Here is a 23,216-nt window from a genome sequence, read left to right as displayed (position 1 = left end):
TTTTAGGCGAAGTAAGGAGACGGCTATGAATATTTATCAGCATTTTCGGCCCGAAGAACGGGAATTTATCGATCAGGTATTACATTGGAAGGATTATGTGGAATCATTGTATTCTCCTAGGCTGACAGATTTTCTTGATCCGAGAGAACAACATATTTTAAAGATGCTGATTGGGGAAAATGGCTCGATTCAATACCGTCTTTTTGGCGGGAATTCCGGAGTGGAAAGAAAAAGAGCATTAATTATTCCAGATTATTATTCGGAAAATCCCGATGATTTCCAGATTGCCTTATTTGAAATTGAGTACCCCGGTAAATTTGTAACCATTGAACATCCAAAAGTGTTAGGAACGTTAATGTCATTGGGATTGAAGCGTGGGAAATTTGGAGATATTCTTTTTGAAGATGAGAGAGTTCAATTTTTTGCTTCAAAAGAAATTGGTGAATATATTAAAATGAATCTGCAATCCATTGGGCGCGCTACCGTAAGATTAAAGGAAATGGAATTAGAGAAAGCCATTTCTTCTAAGGATGAATGGGTGGAAACTGAAACGACTGTTTCTTCTTTACGGTTGGATACAGTTGTTTCCGGAATTCATCATTTATCCAGGCAAAAATCACAACTGCTGATTGGACAAGGATTGGTTAAGGTGAACTGGACGTTAACGGAAAACCCTTCGTTTGAATGTGATGCAGGCGATTTAATTTCGGTCCGTGGACATGGCAGAGTGAAAATTTTGTCAATTGATGGTAAAACAAAGAAAGAAAAATGGCGAATACATGTTGGGAAACAAAAATAAATGAAATTTTAGCAGGGAAATTGAAAACCTTGTCGAATTATTAATTTTATACATACAGACTTATTGATTGATGGAGGTGGCATCATGCCCTTAACGCCGTTAGATATACACAATAAAGAATTTAATAAAGGTTTTCGAGGCTACGATGAAGATGAAGTAAATGAATTTCTTGATCAAGTGATAAAGGATTACGAGTTGGTACTTCGCGAGAAAAAGGAATTGGAAGAACGTTTGAATGAAATGAATGAGCGCTTAAGCCATTTTGTAAATATTGAAGAAACATTAAATAAATCGATTATAATTGCCCAAGAAGCGGGCGAAGAAGTTAAACGCAGTGCGCAAAAGGAAGCGAAGCTGATTATTAAAGAGGCTGAGAAAAATGCCGACCGGATTGTAAATGAGTCCCTATCCAAAGCAAGAAAAATTGCAATGGAAATCGAGGATTTGAAAAAACAGTCAAAAGTCTTCCGCACAAGATTTAAAATGCTGATTGAAGCCCAGCTTGATATGTTGAACACAGATGATTGGGATCATTTATTAGAGTATGAAATTGATGCAACAGAGCTAAAAGTTCACGAAGAAGAAGATTCATTAGCTTGACGAATCTTACGAAAATAGCATATAATTTTCTAACAGATTAAATAGTTTGGACAATGACGATGAAAGGGACAGTACAATTTTTCAGATGCTTTTTCTAGCGAGCCGGGGAGGGTGAAAGCCCGGTAAAGTTGAAAAGTTGGAAGATCACCCTTGAGTCCCAGGTCGAACCCCTTTTTAGGAAAGTAGGCTTTGGCGTGTGATTCACGTTACGAATGGTTAAGCGGATAAGTACTTAAAAGTACTTGTCTATCAGGGTGGTACCGCGGGAATAAAACCTTCTCGTCCCTATTTGGGATGAGAGGGTTTTTTTATTGCAAAAATAGTCTAATATGTTCAATAGTAAGATTTATTGGAGGAAGAAAAAATGGATTATAAAGATACGTTATTAATGCCAAAGACCGAGTTTCCAATGCGGGGAAATCTTCCGCAAAGAGAGCCTGATATTCAATCAAAATGGGAAGAATTCGATATTTACGCAAAAGTACAGGAACGGACAAAAGAACGTCCAATATTTGTCCTTCATGATGGTCCTCCATATGCAAATGGAGATATCCATATGGGGCATGCTCTTAATAAAATTTTAAAAGATTTTATTGTTCGTTATAAATCAATGAGTGGTTTTCATGCACCATATGTACCGGGCTGGGACACACATGGTCTGCCTATCGAACAGGCGTTAACTAATAAAGGGGTAAAACGGAAAGAAATGACCGTTGCAGAATTCAGAAAGTTATGTACTGAATATGCTTTAGAACAAATTAATAACCAACGGACTCAATTTAAGCGCCTTGGCGTCCGCGGTGATTGGGAAAACCCATACATCACCCTGAAACCGGAGTATGAAGCACAACAAATTAAAGTATTCGGGGAAATGGCGAAAAAAGGCTATATTTATAAAGGTCTCAAGCCTGTTTATTGGTCCCCATCCAGTGAGTCTGCTCTAGCTGAAGCGGAAATCGAATATCAAGACAAACGTTCACCTTCTATTTATGTTGGTTTTAAGGTGAAGGACGGCAAAGGTGTACTTGATACCGATACACAAATTATTATCTGGACAACAACTCCATGGACGATTCCAGCAAACTTGGGAATCTCCGTTCACCCTGATTTAGTTTATGTGGTTGTATCAACCAACGGAAACAAATACTTAGTAGCTGATGCTCTTTTAGAGGCAGTAACAAAAGAAATTGGCTGGGAAGATGTATCTGTTGTTCAAAAAATAAAGGGTGCTGAATTAGAAAATATCATCGCAGCACATCCGTTATATGGCCGTGATTCCTTAGTCATGTTAGGAGAGCATGTTACCACAGATGCCGGAACAGGATGCGTTCATACTGCACCAGGTCATGGGGAAGATGACTTCTATGTCGGACAAAAATACGGTTTAGAGGTCCTTTGTCCAGTGGATGATAAAGGGCATATGACAAGTGATGCTCCTGGTTTTGAAGGATTATTTTACGATCAAGCGAATAAGCCGATTGGTGAAGCTTTAGAAAAAGAAGGAGCACTTCTGAAGCTTTCATTTATTACACACTCCTATCCGCATGATTGGAGAACGAAAAAACCGGTCATCTTCCGTGCTACTGCCCAATGGTTTGCTTCGATTAAAGATTTCCGAAAAGAACTCCTTGAAGCGGTTAAGGAAACCAAATGGGTTCCTGCCTGGGGAGAAACTCGTCTATTTAATATGGTACGTGACCGCGGCGACTGGTGTATTTCCCGCCAGCGTGTCTGGGGTGTACCAATCCCAGTATTTTACGCAGAAAATGGCGAGGAAATCATCACGGATGAAACCATTAATCATGTATCGGAATTATTCCGTCAATTAGGTTCAAATGTCTGGTTTGAACGTGAAGCGAAAGAGCTGCTTCCTGAAGGATTTACCCATCCTGGCAGCCCGAACGGTACGTTTACAAAAGAAACAGATATTATGGATGTTTGGTTTGACTCCGGATCTTCCCATCAAGCAGTGTTACTTGAAAGAGAAGATTTGGTCCGCCCGGCAGACCTTTATCTTGAAGGTTCTGACCAATATCGCGGCTGGTTTAACTCTTCCTTATCCACGGCAGTTGCTGTTACAGGCAAGGCTCCTTATAAAGGGGTTCTAAGTCACGGATTTGCCCTTGATGGAGAGGGGCGGAAAATGAGTAAATCATTAGGAAATACAATTCTTCCATCAAAGGTAATGAATCAACTTGGCGCCGATATTTTACGATTATGGGTAGCTTCAGTTGATTATCAGGCTGATGTTCGTGTTTCTGATGCCATTTTGAAACAGGTAGCAGAGGTTTACCGAAAAATCCGTAATACGTTCCGTTTCTTGTTAGGAAACTTAGCAGACTTTAATCCAGCTACTGATAAGGTTGTTTTTGAAAACCTACGAGAAGTGGACCAATTTATGCTTGTCAAATTAAATAAACTAATTAAAAATGTCCGAAACGGATATGAAAATTATGAGTTTTCCGGTATTTACCATGCGGTAAATAATTTCTGTACACTTGACTTGAGCGCATTCTATTTGGATTTTGCGAAAGATGTTCTTTATATTGAGGCAAAAGACAATCATGAACGCCGTGCCATCCAAACTGTTTTGTATGAGTCATTAGTTGCTTTAACTAAATTGGTTTCACCGATTCTTTCCCATACTGCAGATGAGGTTTGGAAGTTTATCCCTGATGTTAAGGAAGAAAGCGTTCAGTTGACAGATCTTCCAGAATACGTAGATTATCCAAACGCAAAGGGATTGGAAGAAAAATGGAATTCTTTCATGAAGCTACGCGATGATGTCTTAAAAGCGCTTGAAGAAGCTAGAAATGAAAAAGTAATTGGAAAATCATTAACGGCAAAAGTTACACTTTATGTAAATGAAAAAACGCAGGCTCTTTTAGATTCGATTCAGGAAAACTTACAGCAGTTATTTATTGTCTCCGGTTTTGAAGTAGCAGGTTCTGTAGAGGATGCTCCGGAAAATGCTCTTAAACTGGATAATGCAGCCATTGTTGTCATCAAAGCAGAAGGTGAGACTTGTGAACGTTGCTGGGTTGTTTCAAAAGAAGTCGGTCAGGATCCGGAGCATAAAACACTCTGTCCGCGCTGTGCAGAAGTTGTAAAAGAAAATTATACACATTTAGCCTAATGTTAATGCCCCGTATTTATAAGAATACGGGGTTTTATAATTTATCTAGCTCCAGCGCCTAGCCCCTCGAGGGAAAAAATGAACTGCTTTTTTCCTAGGTCGCTTCGGACCTGACGATGAAGTCAAAGTACGACTTCACCGTCAGGTCCGCAAGCAGCTGTCGGGGCTGAACACCAAGGAAAGCTCCTTAGAATAATCATCGCAGGAACAAGCTGTGCTTGTTCCGAAGGCGCTTCCGCTTTTAAATTTTTCCTTCTCCGTTAATTGTTGTTGTTGATGTCAAATGTTTATCCGAGTCAGCTTTAAACCGACGGAGGATAATAAGGAAACATTAATGAAAGCGGAGGTAACAACTATGAATGCCATGCAGGAAAAGCTGTTTTTGGAACTCCGTCAAACAAAGGAAGAAATTGAACATTCCTTAAAGAACAAGAGCAAGCAAGAATGGATTACCGCGATTTTGGAAGATGAACTTGCAGATATTAATTTGGCCATGGAAAAAATGAGAAAAGGTTTGTATGGTCAATGTGAAATATCCGGTGAATTATTACCGGACGATTTATTACAATTAATCCCCACGTTAAAGTCAACAAAGGATTCAGAGTGTTTGGCTAAATTTTATAAAAAACCGATAAATTCCTCTTTTTAATCCATCACATTGTCGTTTCGCCATTCGTTATGCTAAAATGCTAAGGAAGTAATGTTAAATGTGGAGGTATTTCTTAGTGTTTTATTACTTAATTGCGATTTTTGTTATTGTATTGGACCAAATTACGAAGTGGCTAATTGTAAGTAAAATGCATTTTGGCGAAAGCATCACCATTATTGAAAATTTTCTTTATATTACCTCCCACAGAAATCGAGGCGCTGCATGGGGTATTTTACAAGGGCAGATGTGGCTATTTTACGCTATCACCTTGGTTGTTATTATTGCTTTAATTTATTACCTGCAAAAAGCAGCTAAAGGAAAATGGCTGCTGGGAATTTCCCTTTCCTTCATGTTGGGAGGGGCAATCGGGAATTTTATTGACCGAGTGATTCGGAAGGAAGTTGTCGATTTTATTCATACCTTTATTTTTGGCTATAATTTTCCGGTATTTAATATTGCAGATTCGGCATTAGTAATCGGTGTAATTTTATTAATGATTTCGATGCTGCGTGATGAGAGAGAATCAAAGGAGAAATCTTATGGAGAAAATGGAACACACCATTCTTGAGGAACAAAAGGGCGACCGTATTGATAAAGTGATTTCAGCACTTGATGAAGAATGGTCAAGAACACAGGTCCAGCAATGGATTAAGGACGGAAATGTCCTAGTTAATGGACAAGTGGTGAAAACAAATTACAAATGTGCGGTAAACGATCATATTGAAATAACGATTCCAGACCCGGAATCACTCGATATGGTTCCAGAGGAAATGGATTTAGATATTGATTATGAGGATAAAGATGTCTTGGTTGTAAATAAGCCCCGGGGGATGGTTGTCCACCCTGCGCCAGGTCATTTAACTGGAACCCTAGTAAATGGCCTTATGGCACATTGCAAGGATTTATCCGGTATCAATGGAGTATTGCGCCCTGGTATTGTTCATCGCATTGATAAAGACACATCCGGTCTATTAATGGTCGCGAAAAACGATATGGCGCATGAAAACTTAGTAAATCAGTTAGTCGAAAAAACGGTAACCCGCAAATATAAAGCGATTGTTCATGGCGTTATCCCACATGATTTCGGTACAATTGATGCCCCGCTTGGAAGGGATCCAAAGGATCGCCAAAGCATGACAGTGGTAGATGATGGTAAACATGCGGTCACCCATTTCCATGTGCTTGAACGTTACAAAGATTTTACCTTAGTCGAATGTCAATTAGAAACTGGTAGAACACATCAAATTCGTGTCCATATGAAATACATCGGCTATCCACTGGCGGGAGATCCAAAATATGGACCGAAAAAAACTCTTGATATTGACGGACAGGCATTACACGCCGGGGTGCTTGGTTTTGTTCATCCAAGGACTAAGGAATATCTAGAATTTGAAGCACCGTTGCCGGATGATTTTGAGCGGCTGCTGGAACATTTGCGAAATAATCGTTGACACGATTATAAAAAGTATTGTAAGATAACAACAGTTGAATATGACCTTTAAATCAGTCCTGTGAGGCTGAGAAGGTAGCGGTTTTTGACTTAGGTGGATAATACCTAATTTCAGAATTGTCAGCCTCTCGCCGAACATAGCGGGAGGTTTTTTTATGAATAATCAAAAGGCACTTGTTCTCGATGAGCAGGCAATTTCGCGTGCGTTAACCCGAATTGCTCATCAAATTATTGAAAAAAATAAAGGGATTGAAGAATGTGTTCTTGTAGGGATTCGAACAAGAGGAATTTATTTAGCAGAACGCCTTGCAAAAAAAATCGAAGAGATTGAAGGTAAACCTATTCCAGTAGGAGAACTGGATATTACCTTATATCGAGATGACTTGACGAAGAAAACGGATAATCAAGAACCATTTGTTAAGGGCTCTGATATTCCAGCTGAAATTACTGATAAAAAAGTGATTCTTGTAGATGATGTATTATATACGGGGCGTACGGTAAGAGCTGGGCTAGATGCCATAATGGACATGGGGCGTCCTTCCGTAATCCAGTTAGCCGTATTAGCTGACCGCGGACATCGGGAACTTCCGATTAGAGCCGATTATGTAGGAAAAAACATTCCAACATCAAGTATGGAAAAAATCGTTGTTGAATTAGCAGAAATTGACCAAGTTGATCAAGTAAGTATTTATGACAAATAAATAAGCACCCTTTTAAATGCAGTCCCGTGAGGCTGACAAAGGGGAAAAACCGGGTATTTACTCAATACTCGGTAATTCTATCCTCTTTGTACCATCATGGGCGAAGAGGTTTTTTTTATAAAAATTAAAACATGATAAAGATAAACATGAAAGATGGGGGAGAAAAAATGTCTAACTCACCAATTTTAGACGTAAAAGATGTTCCGAAGCCGGGACAATGGCTCACATTAAGTCTACAGCATTTATTCGCAATGTTCGGTTCCACAATTCTTGTACCCTATCTAGTTGGATTAAGTCCTGCAATTGCACTAATTTCAAGTGGGATCGGAACCTTAGCATTTCTCTTGATTACACAGTTTAAAGTTCCTGCTTACCTTGGATCATCCTTTGCCTTTATTGCGCCAATTATTGCCGCTAAAACGGCCGGTGGACCAGGAGCAGCAATGGTCGGGACTTTCATGGCAGGCCTCTTATATGGAATTGTCGCACTTGTCATCAGTAGGGCAGGTTATCGCTGGATTATGAAACTGCTCCCACCGGTCGTTGTCGGTCCAGTCATCATTGTAATTGGTTTAGCCATTTCCGGAACAGCGGTTGGAATGGCAATGAATAATCCAGTAACACATAAATATAGCTTACTTCATTTCTCTGTCGCACTTGTGACGCTAGCAGCGACGATTATTTTCTCGATTTACTTAAAAGGAATATTAAGTATCATCCCAATTTTAGGCGGTATCATCATTGGTTATGTTTATGCTTTGATTGTAGGAATTGTCGATTTCAGCCCGGTATTAAAAGCACATTGGTTTGAACTACCGGATTTCATCTTCCCGTTTATCAGCTATAAAGTAAAATTCACATTGGATTTAGTCCTGCTAATGGTTCCGGTTGCCGTTGTTACCTTATCAGAACACATTGGCCACCAGTTGGTTTTAAGCAAAGTAGTCGGCCATGACTATATCAAAGATCCCGGTTTACACCGCTCAATACTTGGTGATGGAACAGCGACACTTATTTCATCACTTATTGGCGGACCGCCAAAAACCACTTACGGAGAAAATATTGGAGTCCTTGCGATAACCCGCATTTATAGCGTTTATATCATTGCCGGTGCCGCGGTTTTCGCCATCATCTTTGGCTTTGTGGGTAAAATCTCAGCCTTAATCAGCACCATTCCAACACCGGTTATGGGCGGCGTTTCCATCCTTCTATTCGGAATTATTGCTTCTTCAGGATTAAGGATGTTAGTTGATAGTAAGATTGATTTTGGTGACAAAAGGAACTTAGTAATTTCATCTGTTATCCTTGTCATTGGCATTGGAGGAGCATTCATTAAAGTATCTGATACATTCCAAATTCAAGGGATGGCCTTAGCAGCAATTTTTGGGGTATTACTTAACCTTATTCTTCCTGGAAGACCTCCGGTGAATGAAAATATGTTTGATGAAGATGAATTAGTAAATGATAAGAAAACAGCATAATTAAAAAGATCCTTTTAAATGAAGTCCAGAGAGGCTTATAAGGGTGTAGTACAAGAACGGCTCGTTCATGCTTTGATGGACTTGCTTTTAGTACAGAGTTTTACACCCTGACCCAGAAAGCCAGGGTATTTTTTTCGATAATAGAAGGGCGGGATGAACGATGTTAACTCACTTATTGACAACAAATGAATTGAAGGTTGAGGAGATTTATAAAATTTTAGAGGATGCACAGGGTTTTGCAGAAGGAATGAAATGGCGTCCTGAAGAGCAAATGTTTTCTGCAAACTTATTTTTTGAAAATAGTACCAGAACGAAATGTAGTTTTGAAGTGGCCGAAAGACGGTTAGGATTGAATGTCATTCCTTTTGAAGTCCAAACTTCTAGTGTTCAAAAGGGAGAGACGTTGTATGATACGGTTAAAACTTTAGAATCTATTGGTGTTAATACAATTGTCATTCGCCATCAACAGGATCGATACTTTGACGACCTTGTGGGGAAAGTTAATATTCCTATTATTAATGGAGGAGATGGATGCGGTCATCATCCAACACAGTCACTTTTGGACCTTTTAACCATCCATCAAGAGTTCGGAGGATTTAAAGGGCTAAAAATCGCCATCATTGGAGACATAAGACATAGCAGGGTGGCTCGTTCAAATGCTGATACATTGACAAGACTGGGAGCAGAGGTCGTATTCTCAGGACCAGAAGAGTGGTTTGATAATTATAGTTTAAGTTCATCAAGATTTAAACCAATTGATGAAGCAATCGGCCAAACTGATGTAGTCATGCTTCTTCGTGTTCAACATGAACGACATCAAAGGAAGGGCAGCTTTACGGCATCTGAGTATCATAAACAATTCGGTCTCACCCTCGAGAGGGAAAAGCAAATGCAATCACATAGTATTATTATGCATCCAGCTCCAGTAAATCGAAATGTCGAGATTGCTGATAGTCTAGTAGAATGTAATCGGTCAAGAATTTTCAAGCAAATGGAAAACGGAGTATTCGTTAGAATGGCTGTCCTAAAGAGATCAATCGAAAGTATCAAAGGAGGATGTACGGATGAAAATACTTATTCAGAACGCCAATTATATAGCATTTAATGGGGAAAATAAACTGTCGGATATTTTAATTGAAAATGGGATTATAACTAAAATTGAAAAGGAAATTGATGAAATCGTTGATCGAAAGGTAGATGCAACAGGAATGTTGGTTTCACCAGGGTTTATCGATTTACATATCCATCTCCGTGAACCTGGTGGAGAGAAGAAGGAGACAATTGAAACTGGTACACTGGCTGCTGCCAAAGGTGGTTTTACAACAGTAGCTGCAATGCCAAATACAAGACCTGTTCCTGATAGTATGGAACAAATGGAATGGCTTCAAAACCGAATTCAAGAAACAGCTAAAGTGCGTGTATTGCCATATGGTTCAATCACGATTAGACAGCTTGGACAGGAAATGACAAATTTTAATGCATTAAAGGAAGCTGGAGCTTTTGCTTTTACCGATGATGGGGTAGGAGTACAGTCCGCAGAAATGATGCTCGCTGCTATGCGGAAAGCAGCAGAGGTCAATATGGCCATTGTCGCTCATTGCGAGGAAAACACTCTGATTAATAAAGGGTGTGTCCATGAAGGGACATTTTCAAAAAGTAATGGATTAAACGGAATTCCATCTGTTTGTGAATCTGTCCAAATTGCTAGGGACGTCCTACTTGCCGAAGCAGCAGGCTGCCATTATCATGTCTGCCATATAAGCACAAAGGAATCTGTCAGGGTGGTAAGAGATGCGAAACGGGCCGGTATTCAAGTTACTGCGGAAGTAACACCGCATCATCTATTGCTTTCTCAAGATGATATCCCAGGACTTGATGCGAACTATAAAATGAATCCGCCGCTTCGTGATGCTGCTGATCGGAAAGCCTTAATTGAAGGACTTTTAGATGGAACCATTGATTTCATCGCAACCGACCACGCTCCACATAGAGCTGAAGAAAAAAGCGAAGGGATGGAATTAGCACCGTTTGGAATTGTCGGTTTAGAAACGGCCTTCCCACTGCTCTATACACATTTTGTTTTAAAAAATATTGTAACTTTGGAACAATTAATTGCATTTTTAACGAGAAAGCCTGCTGAAGCTTTTGGGCTTCCATATGGAAAAATAGAAATTGGTGCACCTGCAGATCTTGTTCTCTTGAACCTAACGGATGAACAAGTGATTAATCCGGAGGAGTTTTTATCTAAAGGTAAAAACACTCCATTTAGCGGCTGGAACTGTAAGGGCTGGCCAGAGATGACAATTGCAGAAGGAAAAATAGCATGGGAAAAAGGGAGTGTATCAGAATGAAAGCTCAGCTAATTTTAGAAGATGGAACTGTTTTTATTGGGGAGGGGTTTGGAAGTCATATTGATACAGTTGGGGAAGTAGTCTTTAATACCGGAATGACAGGCTACCAGGAGATTCTTTCGGATCCGTCCTATTGCGGACAAATTGTCACACTTACCTATCCATTGATCGGAAATTATGGAATTAACCGTGATGATTTTGAATCCATTAATCCCGCAGTGAAAGGATTCATTGTAAAAGAAGCAGCCGAGTTTCCTTCCAACTGGAGAAGCGAATTTACATTAGATGAGTATTTCAAAATGAAAAAAATCCCTGGGATTGCTGGGATTGATACACGTAAATTGACGAGGATTATTCGTAAATATGGAACATTAAAGGGTGCGATCTGCAGTATTGATAAGGATGTTAATGTAGTACTCGCCAGCTTAAGACAAACGAGACTCCCGATTGATCAGGTAAGACAAGTCTCTACGAAAAATTCATATCCGAGCCCGGGGCGAGGAAAAAGAATCGTTCTAGTTGATTTTGGGATGAAACATGGAATTTTGCGAGAATTAAATGAGCGCGGTTGTGATGTCATTGTTGTTCCGTATCGTACAACGGCAGATGAAATCCTTCAATTGCGTCCAGACGGTATCATGCTCTCGAATGGCCCTGGAGATCCAAAAGATGTTCCAGAAGCCATCCATATGATTAAAGAAGTTTTGGGGAGGATTCCGATCTTTGGTATTTGCCTCGGTCATCAATTATTTGCGCTTGCTTGCGGGGCAGATACAATGAAAATGAAGTTTGGCCACCGTGGATCAAATCACCCTGTAAAGGATCTTGCAACCGGCAAAATTGCAATTACAGCACAAAACCACGGCTATACAGTTGAACCGGAATCAGTAAAAAATACAAGATTGGCGATAACTCATATTGCCTTAAATGATGGGACAGTTGAAGGATTAAAGCATCTTGATTATCCTGCATTTACCGTCCAATATCATCCTGAAGCATCACCGGGACCGGAAGATGCAAACGGGTTATTTGAACAATTTCTTGCACTGATGGAAGCGAACAAACAGGAGGTAACTATTCATGACTAAACGTACAGATATTAACTCCATTTTAGTAATCGGATCAGGTCCAATTGTAATCGGGCAGGCTGCGGAATTTGATTATGCAGGCGCACAGGCTTGTATTGCTCTTAAAGAGGAAGGCTACCGTGTTATTCTCGTCAATTCAAATCCTGCGACGATAATGACGGATACCGAGATGGCTGATGCTGTCTATATCGAGCCGTTAACAGTAGAATTTGTCAGCCGAATTATCCGCAAGGAACGCCCAGACGCTTTATTAGCAACTTTAGGCGGGCAAACCGGCCTGAATTTGGCTGTGGAATTATCAGAATCAGGCATCCTCGATGAACTGGGTGTTGAAATTCTTGGCACAAAGCTATCCGCGATTAAACAGGCGGAGGATCGTGAATTATTCCGCACTCTTATGAATGATTTAAATGAACCCGTTCCAGACAGTGAAATCATTCATGAATTAGACGAAGCAAAAGCATTTGTTGAAAAAATTGGCTTCCCTGTAATTGTTCGTCCTGCTTATACACTTGGAGGTACAGGCGGCGGAATCTGCCATAATCCTGCTGAATTAGAGGAAATTGTTTCAAGCGGCTTGAAGAGTAGCCCGGTTCATCAATGCTTACTTGAGAAAAGCATTGCCGGGTATAAAGAGATTGAATATGAAGTCATGCGTGACGCAAATGATAGTGCCATTGTGGTATGTAACATGGAAAACATCGACCCGGTTGGAGTACATACGGGCGACTCGATTGTAGTGGCACCAAGTCAAACTTTAAGTGACCGCGAGTACCAGCTGTTAAGAAATGTATCCTTAAAGATTATCCGCGCACTTGGAATTGAAGGTGGATGTAACGTACAGCTTGCCTTAGATCCTTACAGCTTTAACTACTACATCATCGAAGTAAATCCAAGGGTAAGCCGTTCTTCTGCTCTTGCATCAAAAGCGACAGGTTACCCAATTGCTAAACTGGCAGCGAAAATTGCTGTAGGTTTAACGCTTGATGAGATGCTAAACCCAGTAACAGGAAAAACCTATGCAAGCTTCGAACCGGCGCTGGATTATATCGTAACTAAAATTCCAAGATGGCCGTTTGATAAGTTTGAATCAGGGAACCGTTCGCTTGGAACTCAAATGAAAGCAACGGGAGAAGTCATGGCAATCGGACGTACTTTTGAAGAATCACTATTAAAAGCAATCCGCTCTCTAGAAGCAGGTGTCTACCACTTTGAATTAAATGGCGCAGCAGAAATTGACGATGAATTAATTGAAAAGCGGATTCGTAAAGCTGGGGATGAGCGGCTCTTTTACATCGCAGAGGGGTTAAAACGCGGTTTAACGATTGAAACGATTCATCAATGGAGTAAAATTGATTTGTTTTTCTTAAGGAAACTGGAAGGCATTATTGCTTTGGAAACAAAGCTATCTGAGAATCCGTTTGATAAGGAAATTTTAATCGAGGCAAAACAAAAAGGATTTACCGATAAAAAGATTGCTGAATTGTGGAACAGTACCGAAAAAGATATTTACAATCTAAGAAAAACTTCCGGCATTGTACCTGTATTCAAAATGGTTGATACATGTGCTGCAGAATTTGAATCGGAAACACCGTATTATTATGGAACATACGAAGAAGAGAATGAATCGGTTGTAACGGAAAGAAAAAGTGTAATCGTGTTAGGTTCTGGTCCAATCCGAATCGGACAGGGAATTGAATTCGATTATGCCACTGTCCATTCTGTTAAGGCGATTAAAGAGGCTGGCTACGAAGCCATTATTATTAACAATAACCCGGAAACTGTTTCAACTGATTTCAGTATCTCCGATAAACTTTACTTTGAACCACTGACAATTGAAGATGTAATGAGCATCATTGATTTGGAAAACCCAATCGGAGTAGTCGTCCAATTTGGCGGGCAAACGGCCATTAACCTTGCTTCAAAGCTTGAAGACCATGGGGTGAAAATCTTAGGAACAAGCTTAGCGGACTTAGACCGTGCTGAAGACAGGGATAAGTTTGAACAGGCGCTTGTAGCACTAAACATTCCTATGCCTCTTGGTAAAACAGCATTATCAGTAGATGGAGCACTTGTGATTGCCGAAGAGATCGGGTATCCGGTTCTTGTCCGCCCATCTTATGTCCTTGGCGGTAGGGCAATGGAAATCGTCTACCGTAAAGAAGAACTTCTGCATTATATGAAAAATGCCGTGAAAATTAATCCGGAGCATCCGGTCTTAATTGACCGTTATTTGACAGGTAAAGAGATTGAAGTGGATGCAATCTGTGACGGTGAAAATGTATTGATTCCAGGGATTATGGAGCATATTGAACGCGCCGGAGTCCATTCAGGTGACTCGATTGCTGTATATCCGCCGCAAACACTTTCTGAAGAAATTAAACAGATTCTCGCTGACTATACAGTGAAAATGGCTAAGGGCTTAAACATTATCGGCTTACTAAACATTCAATATGTTTTAGCAGGAGATCAAGTTTATGTACTTGAAGTAAACCCGCGTTCAAGCCGTACGGTACCATTCTTAAGTAAAATTACTAATGTGCCAATGGCGAAAATTGCAACAAAAGCGATATTAGGTACGTCCATCATCGAGCAAGGCTATACAGCAGGACTTGTTTCGGAAAAACAAGGCGTGTTTGTGAAGGTTCCAGTCTTCTCTTTTGCAAAATTGAAAGATGTTGATATTACATTAGGACCTGAAATGAAATCAACCGGTGAAGTAATGGGTAAGGATGTTACTCTGGAAAAAGCTCTTTATAAGGGATTAGTTGCATCGGGAATGAACATTCAAAAGTTTGGGACTGTATTATTTACGATTGCGGATAAAGATAAAGAGGAAGCACTGCAGCTTGCGAAACGTTTTTCCTCGATTGGTTACCGTCTAATGGCAACAAGCGGGACAGCAGCGGTATTAGAATCTGCCGGTCTGCCGGTTAAAGTTGTTGGAAAAATTGGTTCGGAAGGAAAAACATTGTTAGATGTCATTCATCATGGAGAGGTACAATTCGTCATCAATACCTTAACAAAAGGAAAACAGCCCGAACGTGATGGATTCAGAATTCGCCGTGAAGCTGTAGAAAATGGTGTTCCATGTTTAACTTCATTGGATACCGCTGATGCCATTCTTAAGGTGATTGAGTCGATGAACTTCTCTACAGAAGCGATGAAGTCCGAGAAAAAAAGAGAGGCGATTTTTGCATGATCGCGAAAGAGATGTGCAAAATTATCAGCCAAAAAGAAATAGCTGAAGACATTTATGAACTTACAGTAGCAGCCGAATTTGTGAAGGAAATAAATTCGCCGGGGCAGTTTGTCCATATTCGTGTCTCGAGCGGCTGGGATCCGCTATTACGTCGACCGATTAGTATTTCATCCTACGATGATGAAAAATTTACCATGATTTATCGCAAAGAAGGTAACGGTACTGGGGTGCTTGCAGAAATGAAAGCAGGTATGGAGATTGATATTCTTGGACCGTTAGGAAATGGTTTTCCGGTTGAGGAAGCAACTGCTGGCGAAACAGCACTGCTTGTAGGGGGAGGCATTGGGGTGCCTCCGCTCTACGAGCTATCCAATCAATTGCGTACAAAAGGGGTCAAGGTTATTCATGTCCTTGGCTTTCAAACAAAATCAGCGGTATTTTACGAAGAAAAGTTCGCGGAAAATGGTGAAACCTATATCGCTACAGCAGATGGGTCCTATGGGCATAAAGGGTTTGTTACCGATGTGATGAAAGATTTGAACTTTGATTTAATTTATACATGCGGTCCAACACCCATGTTAAGAGCTATCCAACAGGGCTATTCTGACAAGAAATTATTTTTATCCCTAGAGGAACGGATGGGCTGCGGTGTAGGTGCATGCTTTGCTTGTGTGTGTAAAACGGGTGATGGTTCGAGCACTTCCTATAAGAAAGTATGCAGTGATGGACCTGTATTCCGTGCCGGGGAGGTTTTAATATGAGTTGCTTAACTATCAATCTGCCGGGTTTAAACTTGAAAAATCCGATTATTCCTGCGTCAGGCTGCTTTGGGTTTGGTAAAGAATATAGTAAGTTTTATGATTTAAGTGTTCTTGGAGCGATCATGATTAAAGCTACTACGGTCGAGCCGAGATTTGGAAATCCAACACCAAGGGTTGCCGAAACTACTTCAGGGATGTTAAATGCGATTGGACTGCAAAACCCGGGCTTAGAGAAGGTAGTTTCAGAAGAATTGCCTTGGCTATCACAGTTTGATGTTCCAATTATCGCCAATGTTGCGGGTTCTCTTGAGGAGGATTATGTTGCGGTTGCAAAGGAAATTTCAAAGGCTCCAAACGTTCATGCCCTTGAACTCAATATTTCCTGTCCAAATGTCAAAACCGGCGGTATTGCTTTTGGAACGATTCCCGAGGTGGCAAAGCAGTTAACCCGTAAAGTGAAGGAAGTTTCCGAAGTACCGGTTTATGTGAAGCTTTCCCCGAACGTAACCAACATTGTGGAGATGGCAAAAGCAGTGGAAGATGGTGGTGCTGACGGCATAACCATGATTAACACCCTAGTTGGAATGAGGATTGATTTAAAAACAGGCAAGCCGATTTTAGCTAATCGGACAGGTGGACTTTCTGGACCGGCTGTAAAACCTGTGGCAATTAGAATGATCTATGAGGTCAGCCAAGCGGTAAAAATTCCGATTATCGGTATGGGCGGTATTACTTCTGCCGAAGATGTGATTGAATTTTATTATGCCGGGGCAAGTGCTGTGGCCGTTGGAACAGCCAATTTCGTTGACCCATTTGTTTGTCCGACAATAATTGAGGAATTGCCTGTTTTATTAGACAAATTAGGATATGAACATATCAGTGAGTGTCGAGGAAGGAGCTGGAAGCAGGATGAACAACTCGCTTATCATCGCGCTTGATTTTGCGAATGGGGATGAAGTGAAAACATTTTTAGAGCCATTTGCCGGTAAAGAGCTTTTTGTAAAAGTGGGAATGGAGCTGTATTACCAGGAAGGTCCTTCTATCATTCATTTATTAAAGGAAGCCGGGCATCAGATTTTCTTAGATTTGAAACTCCATGACATTCCAAATACGGTAAAGAGTGCGATGCGGGGTTTGGCTAAACTGGATTGCGATCTTGTAAATGTACACGCTGTCGGCGGAAGGGAAATGATGCAGGCCGCATTAGAAGGCCTTGAAGCTGGAACATCTGCTGGCCGTAAGCGCCCTGCCTGTATAGCAGTTACACAATTGACCAGTACATCAGAGGAGCAAATGAATCGCGAACAGCTGATTCCCGGTTCATTGATGGATTCTGTTCTTCACTATGCAACGCTGACAAAGGATGCAGGTTTAGATGGTGTCGTTTGCTCGGCATGGGAAGCGGGGGCAATCAGGGAAAAGCTCGGCTCGGAATTTTACACGGTAACCCCAGGGATTCGAATGGTTTCCGATCATATCGGGGACCAAAAGCGCGTAGCCACCCCGGAATTTGCAAGAAATACGGGGGTTACGTCCATTGTCGTCGGGCGCTCGATTACAAGGTCAGCTGACCCGTTAAAAAGTTATCAACAATGGATGGAAGCATGGAAGGGAGTAACAATATGAAACATTTGATTGCGGAAAAACTTTTAGGGATTAATGCGGTGGCGTTAAAACCGAATGAACCATTTACATGGACCTCAGGGCTTCGTTCCCCGATTTATTGTGATAACCGTTTGACATTATCCTATCCTGAAGTGAGAAGAGCAATTGCTGACGGGCTGCGTCAGCTGATTGTTGAGAAATTCCCGGATACAGAAGTCGTCGCTGGAACAGCAACTGCCGGTATCCCGCATGCTGCTTGGGTAAGTGAATTGATGGATTTACCTATGTGTTATGTCCGTTCGAAAGCAAAGGGACATGGAAAAGGAAATCAAATTGAGGGGAAAGCGGAAAAAGGGCAAAAGGTTGTCGTGGTCGAAGATTTAATCTCTACCGGCGGCAGTGTGATTACGGCTGTTCAGGCATTACGAGAAGCAGGATGCGTGGTGCTTGGTGCGGTATCCATTTTCACCTATGGTCTTGATAAGGGGAAAGAAGCGTTTGAGCAAGAAGGGATTGCTGCGGCTTCTTTAACCGACTTTGCAACATTAGTCGAAACAGCGATTGAAAAAGGCTATATTAGTGAAAATGATCAAGAGAGTCTTTTAACATGGAGCAAGAACCCGGCTGAATGGAGTAAGCGGTTCGAATAGTATTCAAAATTGTTGATATATGGTGGAAATGTGTCGATATATTTCTAAAAAGTGTCGATATCCGAATGAAATGTGTTGATATAACTTGAATTTGTGTCGATATATCCAAAAATTGTGTTGATATAATCAAAATAGAGATTAAAAATAACAAAAAGACCCCGGAATCCCCGGGGTCTTCTCAATGTTTCTTCAATTTTAGTACCAATTCCTCATCTGGTGTTACATAAACCGTCTGCTGATTGTCATAGATCACGAATCCCGGCTTGGCACCACTTGGTTTTTTAACAAAACGCACCTTTGTGAAGTCTACAGGGACCGAGCTTGAATTACTTGCCTTACTGTAATAAGCCGCAAGTGATGCTGCCTCCAAAATTGTTTCGTCAGATGGTTCCTTACTGCGGATGACCACATGCGATCCGGGAATATCCTTCGTATGGAGCCAAATTTCGTCCCTTGCAGCAAATTTATTGGTTAAATAATCATTCTGTTTGTTATTTTTCCCGACAATAATCTCAGTACCATCCGATGCTGCAAAATAATCAAGTACCGGCTTTGCATTTTGCCCCTTTTTTCCATTCCGTTTCTGACGGTCGCGGATATAACCGCCTTCAACAAGCTCTTCGCGAATCTCAACGATATCTTTAGGTGATGCGCTCACGACTTGCTGCAGTAAATTTTCAAAATAGGCTATTTCATAAAGAGCCAATTGTATCTGTTCCTCTACAATCGAAACTGCATTTTTTGCCTTCTGATATTTTGAAAAATATTTTTGCGCATTTTCCGATGGTGACTTCCGTGGATCAAGAGGTATCGCCACTGTCCCACCTGACTCATCATAATAATCAAGGACCTCGATTTCTCTCATCCCTTTTTTAGCTGCATATAAATTCGCTGTTAACAGTTCACCATAACGCTGAAATTGCTCCGCCCGTTCTGCTTCAAGTAACGTAGCCTGCAACTTAGCAATTTTTTTCTCATTCTTTTCCTTTTCATTGATAATGAAACGTTCAATGTCATTCCCTTGCTGCTTTACTCTATCCCGTTCCGCCTTGCCAAAATAAAAACGATCAAGCATTTCGCTAAGGGTTGGATAGTTCCGGGATTCTCCCTTTAAATGTTGGAGTGGAAATAAATAAAAAGCTTCCTTTCCGCCAGTTGAAATAATTGTGGGTGTAATTTCACCATCTTGAATTTGTTTGATCATCCCAATAAATGTTTTTGGTAAGGTTGAGCGATTAGCAAGCCCGCTTTGAAAGATTACTTCTTTTGCAAATAACGGAGAAATTCCGGCAAATTGCTCAACAAGCTGGCGGTCCAGCTTACCGCTGTTAAAATCCAGTTTCTTTAACACATCCTCTTCTAAAGCATGAAAGGGATTCTGTTTATTTTGCTTAGGCGGGGAGACATACGGCTGCCCTGGTAGAATCGCCCGATGGCTATTAATAGCAAAGGATACGTGTTTAATACTATCGAGGATGAGATTTCGGCTTTTATCAACCAATACAATATTGCTGTGCCTTCCCATTATCTCAATGATTAACTGTTTGTAACTAATATCGCCAATTTCGTTCCGTCCTTTAATTTCAAAAATAATCATCCGGTCATTATCCACTTGGTATAAATCATCAAGAATATATCCTTCAATATGCTTCCTAAGAAGCATGCAAAACATCGGCGGTTCACTCGGGTTTTCATAGGCTTCGTTTGTCAGTTGAACCCTTGCATAACTTGGATGGGCAGATAACAGCAGTTTTTGATTCACACCTTTTGCCCGGATTGTTAAAATAACTTCATTTTTATATGGCTGATGCACCTTATTAATCCGTCCGCCTTTTAAGGAACGGGTAAGCTCATCTACCATTGATTTTGTAAATAAACCATCAAATGACATAGAAAAACATCCTTTACAATCTTCTATAGGTCAATTATATCGTACTCAATTAAATACTGTCTTATTTTAACCCAAACAATAGCATTTTTTTGGACGAGTCTGAATATGTATTTTGTAGAGATGTCTATTATAGGGGGAAGTGAGATGGTCGGATGAAGTTCCATGAAATGGAGATTAAACAAGTAGAAAAGGCCTTAGAAACCGACTTTTCTTCTGGTTTATCAACGGAGGAAGTAAAAAGGCGTTTAGCCCAGCACGGTCATAATGAATTAGACGAAGGAGAAAAGCAATCGGCTTTACTCTTATTTTTTAGTCAATTTAAAGATTTTATGGTTTTAGTGCTGCTGGCCGCAACCTTAATTTCTGGTCTGTTAGGCGAATATATTGATGCAATTGCGATTATCGCGATTGTAATCATTAATGGGTTTTTAGGTTTTTTCCAAGAGCGAAAAGCAGAAAAGTCTTTGCAGGCATTAAAGGAATTGTCCGCACCCCAAGTTTCAGCCTTACGGGATGGACAATGGCTAAAAATTCCTTCTAAAGAAATTGTCATTGGCGATATTCTAAAATTTACTAGCGGAGACCGGATTGGGGCAGATGTCCGTATCATTGAATCGAAAAGCTTAGAGATTGAAGAATCTGCCCTCACTGGTGAATCAGTTCCTGTTTCCAAATCGATAGATGCCCTACAAACTGTAAATCCCGGAATTGGTGATATGGAGAATATCGGCTTTATGGGAACGATGATTACAAGGGGAAGCGGAGCAGGAGTTGTGATTGCAACCGGGATGAAAACAGCCATGGGGCAAATAGCTGATTTACTGCAAAATGCAGAGTCCCAGGAAACACCTCTGCAGCGCCGTTTGGAGCAGTTAGGGAAAATTCTTATCACAGTAGCCTTATTATTAACTGTGCTTGTTGTGGTAATTGGGGTTTTTCAGGGACATAAATTATATGAAATGTTTTTAGCCGGTGTTTCATTAGCTGTCGCGGCAATCCCTGAAGGTCTGCCTGCGATTGTAACCGTCGCATTATCTCTCGGCGTCCAAAAGATGATTAAGAAAAATGCAATTGTAAGAAAAATTCAAGCCGTGGAAACACTGGGTTGTGCTTCCGTTATTTGTTCCGATAAAACGGGGACAATGACGCAAAACAAAATGACGGTTACGCACCTTTGGAGTGGCGGGCATACATGGACGGTAGATGGTGTCGGATATCAACCGCAAGGAACATTTTATCGGAATGAAAAAACTGTCCATCCAAAAGATGAGAAAGCATTGCAGCAAATGCTGATTTTTGGTATGCTGTGCAATCACTCTGATTTAGTCATGAATGAAGAAGAAAATATTCTTGACGGTGACCCAACAGAAGGGGCGCTCCTTGTCAGTGCAATGAAAGCCGGATTTGACCGACCTGCTCTTCTGAAAGAATTTACGGTTATCAATGAATTCCCATTTGATTCGGCAAGAAAAATGATGAGTATGCATGTCAAGGATAAGAATGGCAGACATTTTATTGTGACAAAAGGTGCACCAGATGTCATATTAGGAAATTGTGAATCTATCCTCTGGGAGGAAAAAACACAATATTTAGGGAAGGAAATACAAAATAAAGTTCAGGATGCCATTAACGGACTTGCCGCAAAGGCCCTAAGAACGATCGCCATTGCCTTTAAACCGGTTCCTGCGAATACTGTTATCTTAAGTGAGCATGAAGCGGAGAAGAAATTAACCTTTATCGGAGTTCAAGGAATGATTGACCCGCCGAGACCTGAAGTAAAGGAAGCTGTAAAAGAGTGTAAAGAAGCAGGCATAAAAACGGTCATGATAACAGGGGACCATGTCATTACCGCAAAAGCGATTGCTTCGCAGCTTGGAATTCTGACAAGTAAAAGCAAGGTTCTTGATGGCAAGGCATTAGCTGATATGTCTGTGGGAGATCTTGAAAATGTGGTGGAGGATGTATCTGTTTTTGCCAGGGTTTCACCGGAGCACAAATTAAAAATCGTAAAGGCATTACAAAATAAAGGACATGTTGTGGCAATGACCGGTGACGGAGTAAACGATGCACCAGCCATAAAAGCGGCTGATATCGGTGTGGCAATGGGCATTACCGGTACAGATGTTGCAAAAGAAGCATCAGCGCTTGTATTGTTGGATGATAACTTCGCGACGATTAAAGCTGCTATTAAAGAAGGAAGAAATATCTACGAAAATATTCGTAAATTTGTCCGCTATTTACTTGCTTCCAATGTTGGGGAAATCTTAGTCATGTTATTTGCGATGATCCTGGGTCTTCCTTTACCATTAGTACCCATTCAAATTCTTTGGGTAAACCTTGTAACAGACGGACTGCCTGCGATGGCACTTGGACTAGACCGTCCTGAAGAAAATGTTATGAAGCGAAAACCACGGAGTCCAAATGAAGGTGTTTTTTCAAGAGGATTAGGCTGGAAAGTTGTTTCTAGAGGATTTCTGATTGGCCTAGTTACATTACTTTCCTTTATGATTGTCTATCAAAACGACTCGAGTCGACTGGAATATGCGCAGACCATTGCATTTGCAACGCTCGTTATGGCACAGCTCATACATGTATTTGATTGCCGCAGTGAAAAATCGGTACTATCTAGAAACCCTTTAGGAAATCAATATCTTGTTTGGGCGGTAATTTCTTCTTTACTACTGGTTCTGGTGGTCATTTATTATCCGCCGTTACAGCCTGTTTTCCATACACTGCCGATTTTAGCCAAGGATTGGCTGTTAATCTTGGGATTATCCTCCATTCCAACTTTTTTATTAGCTGGTTCATTTTTGTTAAGAAAAACAAAATAAAGTATGATATAATCCAAAAGG

The 23,216-nt window shown here is 40.8% G+C and carries 18 protein-coding genes and 1 other annotated feature; of the genes, 17 read left to right on the top strand and 1 reads right to left on the bottom strand.

What is annotated here, in order from left to right; all coding sequences use genetic code 11:
- Window positions 1-25: 25 nt before the first annotated feature.
- From J2Y67_RS01975 to pyrE, 16 genes are all read left to right on the top strand, one after another.
- A complete protein-coding gene (locus J2Y67_RS01975) occupies window positions 26-799 on the top strand; it encodes a YlmH family RNA-binding protein (RefSeq protein ID WP_310169952.1) in 774 nt (257 codons plus the stop codon).
- 84 nt (window positions 800-883) lie between these two features.
- Entirely contained in the window at window positions 884-1,399 is a 516-nt protein-coding gene (locus J2Y67_RS01970) for a DivIVA domain-containing protein (protein ID WP_310169950.1), read from the top strand.
- Window positions 1,400-1,449: 50 nt separating this feature from the next.
- Window positions 1,450-1,689, top strand: a binding site (T-box leader).
- A gap of 74 nt (window positions 1,690-1,763) precedes the next feature.
- A complete protein-coding gene (ileS, locus tag J2Y67_RS01965) occupies window positions 1,764-4,535 on the top strand; it encodes an isoleucine--tRNA ligase (RefSeq protein ID WP_310169948.1) in 2,772 nt (923 codons plus the stop codon).
- A 283-nt stretch (window positions 4,536-4,818) separates the two neighbouring features.
- On the top strand, window positions 4,819-5,184 hold the full coding sequence (locus tag J2Y67_RS01960) for a hypothetical protein (protein WP_310169947.1): 366 nt from the start codon (window positions 4,819-4,821) through the stop codon (window positions 5,182-5,184).
- A gap of 76 nt (window positions 5,185-5,260) precedes the next feature.
- Window positions 5,261-5,752 carry a signal peptidase II gene (lspA, locus tag J2Y67_RS01955; protein ID WP_310169945.1) on the top strand — a complete coding sequence of 164 codons (492 nt, stop codon included), beginning with the start codon at window positions 5,261-5,263 and terminating at the stop codon, window positions 5,750-5,752.
- Window positions 5,724-6,635 (top strand): RluA family pseudouridine synthase, encoded by a 912-nt coding sequence (locus tag J2Y67_RS01950; RefSeq protein WP_310169943.1) that lies wholly within the window; start codon window positions 5,724-5,726, stop codon window positions 6,633-6,635. Before lspA ends, J2Y67_RS01950 begins: the two co-directional genes overlap by 29 nt.
- Window positions 6,636-6,789: 154 nt before the next feature.
- Entirely contained in the window at window positions 6,790-7,335 is a 546-nt protein-coding gene (gene pyrR, locus J2Y67_RS01945) for a bifunctional pyr operon transcriptional regulator/uracil phosphoribosyltransferase PyrR (protein ID WP_310169941.1), read from the top strand.
- A 167-nt stretch (window positions 7,336-7,502) separates the two neighbouring features.
- Entirely contained in the window at window positions 7,503-8,816 is a 1,314-nt protein-coding gene (locus J2Y67_RS01940; RefSeq protein ID WP_310169939.1) for a solute carrier family 23 protein, read from the top strand.
- A gap of 160 nt (window positions 8,817-8,976) precedes the next feature.
- Window positions 8,977-9,921 carry an aspartate carbamoyltransferase catalytic subunit gene (locus tag J2Y67_RS01935; RefSeq protein WP_310169937.1) on the top strand — a complete coding sequence of 315 codons (945 nt, stop codon included), beginning with the start codon at window positions 8,977-8,979 and terminating at the stop codon, window positions 9,919-9,921.
- Window positions 9,881-11,167: a dihydroorotase gene (locus J2Y67_RS01930; RefSeq protein WP_310169934.1), complete on the top strand. Its 1,287-nt coding sequence runs from the start codon at window positions 9,881-9,883 to the stop codon at window positions 11,165-11,167. Before J2Y67_RS01935 ends, J2Y67_RS01930 begins: the two co-directional genes overlap by 41 nt.
- Window positions 11,164-12,255 (top strand): carbamoyl phosphate synthase small subunit, encoded by a 1,092-nt coding sequence (locus tag J2Y67_RS01925; RefSeq protein WP_310169932.1) that lies wholly within the window; start codon window positions 11,164-11,166, stop codon window positions 12,253-12,255. Before J2Y67_RS01930 ends, J2Y67_RS01925 begins: the two co-directional genes overlap by 4 nt.
- Window positions 12,248-15,457 (top strand): carbamoyl-phosphate synthase large subunit, encoded by a 3,210-nt coding sequence (gene carB, locus J2Y67_RS01920; RefSeq protein WP_310169929.1) that lies wholly within the window; start codon window positions 12,248-12,250, stop codon window positions 15,455-15,457. Before J2Y67_RS01925 ends, carB begins: the two co-directional genes overlap by 8 nt.
- The gene (locus tag J2Y67_RS01915; protein ID WP_310169926.1) at window positions 15,454-16,218 is read left to right on the top strand and encodes a dihydroorotate dehydrogenase electron transfer subunit; all 765 of its coding nucleotides are present in this window, start codon (window positions 15,454-15,456) and stop codon (window positions 16,216-16,218) included. Before carB ends, J2Y67_RS01915 begins: the two co-directional genes overlap by 4 nt.
- Complete coding sequence (locus J2Y67_RS01910) at window positions 16,215-17,156, top strand: dihydroorotate dehydrogenase (RefSeq protein ID WP_310169925.1); 942 nt, start codon at window positions 16,215-16,217, stop codon at window positions 17,154-17,156. Before J2Y67_RS01915 ends, J2Y67_RS01910 begins: the two co-directional genes overlap by 4 nt.
- Window positions 17,128-17,844 carry an orotidine-5'-phosphate decarboxylase gene (pyrF, locus tag J2Y67_RS01905; RefSeq protein WP_310169923.1) on the top strand — a complete coding sequence of 239 codons (717 nt, stop codon included), beginning with the start codon at window positions 17,128-17,130 and terminating at the stop codon, window positions 17,842-17,844. The genes J2Y67_RS01910 and pyrF overlap by 29 nt, the downstream gene beginning before the upstream one ends.
- On the top strand, window positions 17,841-18,473 hold the full coding sequence (pyrE, locus tag J2Y67_RS01900) for an orotate phosphoribosyltransferase (RefSeq protein WP_310169922.1): 633 nt from the start codon (window positions 17,841-17,843) through the stop codon (window positions 18,471-18,473). The genes pyrF and pyrE overlap by 4 nt, the downstream gene beginning before the upstream one ends.
- A gap of 178 nt (window positions 18,474-18,651) precedes the next feature.
- Here pyrE and J2Y67_RS01895 read toward each other — a convergent pair whose 3' ends face one another.
- Window positions 18,652-20,364, bottom strand: a complete 1,713-nt coding sequence (locus tag J2Y67_RS01895) for an Rqc2 family fibronectin-binding protein (RefSeq protein WP_310169921.1) — start codon at window positions 20,362-20,364, stop codon at window positions 18,652-18,654.
- 152 nt (window positions 20,365-20,516) lie between these two features.
- On the opposite strand from J2Y67_RS01895, the gene J2Y67_RS01890 reads away from it, so the two are divergent.
- Window positions 20,517-23,195: a cation-translocating P-type ATPase gene (locus J2Y67_RS01890; protein ID WP_310169920.1), complete on the top strand. Its 2,679-nt coding sequence runs from the start codon at window positions 20,517-20,519 to the stop codon at window positions 23,193-23,195.
- The last annotated feature ends 21 nt before the right edge of the window (window positions 23,196-23,216 follow it).

Origin of the sequence: Neobacillus niacini, assembly GCF_031456445.1 — a bacterium.
Lineage (GTDB): Bacteria > Bacillota > Bacilli > Bacillales > Cytobacillaceae > Neobacillus > Neobacillus niacini_I.
This window is presented reverse-complemented; position numbering and strand designations above follow the sequence as displayed.